This window comes from Oleiphilus sp. HI0123 (assembly GCF_001635315.1).
Genome location: NZ_LWGE01001615.1, coordinates 1 through 2914 on the forward strand (window position 1 = coordinate 1; position 2914 = coordinate 2914).

General features: G+C 44.3%; 4 protein-coding genes. 2 read left to right on the forward strand and 2 right to left on the reverse strand.

The genetic code is table 11. The features are described from left to right. On the reverse strand, nucleotides 1–324 hold a 324-nt coding region (locus A3761_RS21680; RefSeq protein ID WP_156492026.1), incomplete at its 3' end, for a hypothetical protein. 163 nt (nucleotides 325–487) lie between these two features. Beyond that, nucleotides 488–2020, reverse strand: coding sequence for a 2,3-bisphosphoglycerate-independent phosphoglycerate mutase (gene gpmI / locus A3761_RS21685; protein ID WP_068553192.1), 1533 nt, complete (start codon nucleotides 2018–2020; stop codon nucleotides 488–490). A gap of 335 nt (nucleotides 2021–2355) precedes the next feature. Between gpmI and A3761_RS21690 the strand changes: the two genes are divergently transcribed. Beyond that, nucleotides 2356–2772, forward strand: a complete 417-nt coding sequence (locus A3761_RS21690) for a rhodanese-like domain-containing protein (protein ID WP_068750861.1) — start codon at nucleotides 2356–2358, stop codon at nucleotides 2770–2772. Between the two features lie 33 nt (nucleotides 2773–2805). Further along, the coding region (locus A3761_RS29090; protein ID WP_369808251.1) for a glutaredoxin domain-containing protein at nucleotides 2806–2914 on the forward strand (109 nt) is incomplete at its 3' end.

Below are 2914 nucleotides of genomic sequence, written 5' to 3' on the forward strand. Positions count from 1 at the left end.
GAACGACTGCTGTTTTTTTAGCGCCTTTGTTTGTTGAGAGTGGTCTTTTTCCAGCTTTTTAAGCTCTTTGGTTTGCTTCGTTATATTTGCTTTGCTGGTACGAATTGACTTGCTTAGCTTGCTGATAGCTTTTTCTTGCTTCTCCAGTGCTTTTGAAAGCCCGGTTTTTTCAGTATTAGCGCGATTCAGCCAGCGATTGATTTTGGTGATGCTGGATTTAAGTTGAGCGAGTTCACGCTCAGAGTGTTCTTGAGAAACTTCTGCAAGACTTGGGTTTGCTACGAGTGAAGCTAACAAACAGAATGTAAGCAGAAGGTATTTCATCGATTAGTGAGGAGCCTTGAGAGCATGTTGATAATTAATACTAGCATGCATATTAAGTTAATCGACCAAGACATTAGAGGGTTCCTACAATCCACGAAGAGCATAAGAATACTCTAGTGCTCTTCTTAAAGGATTGATTATTATACACTGAGGCTATTGCAGACTATTTTCCGATTAGTGACATTCCCGTCATTTCTGAAGGGATATCGATAGACATCAAATCGAGCAAGGAGGGTGCGATATCGCTTAATTTACCACCGTCTTTGAGTGAAATGTCTTTATCACCTAAATATATCAGTGGTACGGGCAATGTGGTGTGAGCGGTGTGTGCCTGTCCTGAATTGGGATCAAGCATTTGCTCTGCGTTACCATGGTCTGCGGTAATCAAACATTGGGCCTTACTTTCTTCAAGTGCGGTTGCCACACGTTCCAGGCAGCTATCGAGGCATTCTGCTGCTTTGACAGCGGCTTCGAGTTTTCCTGTGTGGCCAACCATATCGCCGTTAGCAAAGTTGCAGACAATCAAATCATATTCTTGACTCTTAATCGCTTCGACCAGCTTGTCAGTAACTTCAGGAGCGCTCATTTCAGGTTTTAGGTCGTAGGTTGCTACATCTGGAGAAGGGATGAGTTCGCGAGTTTCGCCTTTAAATAATGCTTCCCGGCCACCACTGAAGAAAAAGGTGACGTGGGCATATTTTTCGGTTTCAGCAATTCGAAGTTGGGTTTTATCCAGCGTCTCCATGTATTCACCCAAGCAATTGGGTAGGTCCATTGGAGGGTAGGCACAGCTAGTTGCAATGTCTGCAGAATATTCCGTTAGCATGACAAAGTCGGCAAGCTTAGGTGCCTTGGATTTCTCAAAACCTTCGAAATTTGTATCAACAAAGCTTCGGGTTAATTCGCGTGCTCTGTCTGCTCGGAAGTTCATAAAGATAACCGCATCGCCGTCATTGATCTGGCCAGAGTTCGCATCTCCAATGGCTGTGGCTGAAACAAACTCGTCGTTTTCGTCACGCTGATATGCCGCTTCAAGTGCTTGAGTAGGCGTTTCGTAACGATAATCAGACTGTCCTTCAGTTAAAAGGTCATAAGCTAGTTTTACACGATCCCAGCGATTATCTCTATCCATCGCGTAGTAACGGCCGACCATGCTAGCGATTCTACCAATACCTAGATCAGAAAGTTGCTTTTCCACAGCTTCTAGAGAGGGCTGTGCACTGCGCGGAGGTGTATCTCGGCCATCGAGGAATGCGTGAACGTAAACTTCTTTGGCGCCTTTTGTTGCCGCTACTTTAATGGCTGCCTGGATGTGGTCGATATGACTGTGAACACCACCCGGAGACATTAACCCCATAAGATGGATTGCTTTGCCGCTTTCTACTGCGCTGTTTATAGCTTTGCAGATGGCTTCGTTATTTTCGAATGTTCCTTCGTCAATATCCTTGGTGATACGGGTGTAGTTTTGGTAGACGATTCTTCCGGCACCGAGGTTCATATGACCCACTTCAGAATTTCCCATTTGCCCATCAGGTAGGCCCACGGCCATGCCAGAGGTTTGAATCAGGCTATGAGGACGCTCTTGCCAAATTTTATCCCAAAAAGGTGTGCTGGCTTGACGAATAGCATTTGCATCGGTTTCTTCACGGTGGCCCCAGCCATCGAGAATGATTAGTGCGGTGGTCTGTTTACCCATATTAACGTACTACCTAATGTAAAGTTTTAAACGGCGCGCAGTGAACCTCGTGAAATTACTCTCATACAAGGTTCCAATAGTGACGCGGATTTTACCGTTATTTTGGACGGTTGGCGACCTAGAGTGTCAGAATTAATTAGTGTGTCGTTGTTTAGTTGTTCTCGCTGCATTAGGTTCTAGCTATTGAGGTGCCAGGAGGGGCGTGTGTATAATGCGACTCCTTTTGCGTGAGGCTATGGAGTAGAGCGAGTGAAACAAGATTTACTGGCGCTACTCAGGGCAGAGCTTCTACTTTATCTGGCAATTTAGCCGGTTTTACTGTTGTGGACTGAGTAATGGATCGTTTATTTGAATTTATTGGTAATCATATTGAGCTTTCAGGTTTGTTTGTCGCGTTGTTGGCTGCACTATGGTTTACCGAGAGATCGCGTTCTGGAAGAGTCGTTAGTCCTCAAGAGGCGACGCTTTTACTAAATAAAGATCAGGCTGTGATCGTTGACTTACGTGACAAGAAAGACTTCTCTGAAGGTAAAATTACAGGTGCCTTGCATATTCCTTTTGCAAACTTGAAAGAGCGATCGACTGAGCTGGAAAAATATAAGGATAAGCAAATTATCCTGGTAGATAAAATGGGTCAGCACTCTGGAATGGCGGGTAAGACTTTGCAGGCAGAAGGTTTTGAGAATGTCTGCCGTATGAGTGGTGGTATTGCTGAGTGGAAAAATAGCAATATGCCTCTGGTTCGTAAATAAACACAATAGCTAAGAGTCAATAAAATGGTCGTAATGTATTCTTCAAAATTCTGCCCGTTTTGCTTTCGTGCTAAAGCGCTTCTTCAAAAAAAGAAAGTAAACTTTGATGAAATTCTAGTGGATGCAGATCCATCTATCAGGC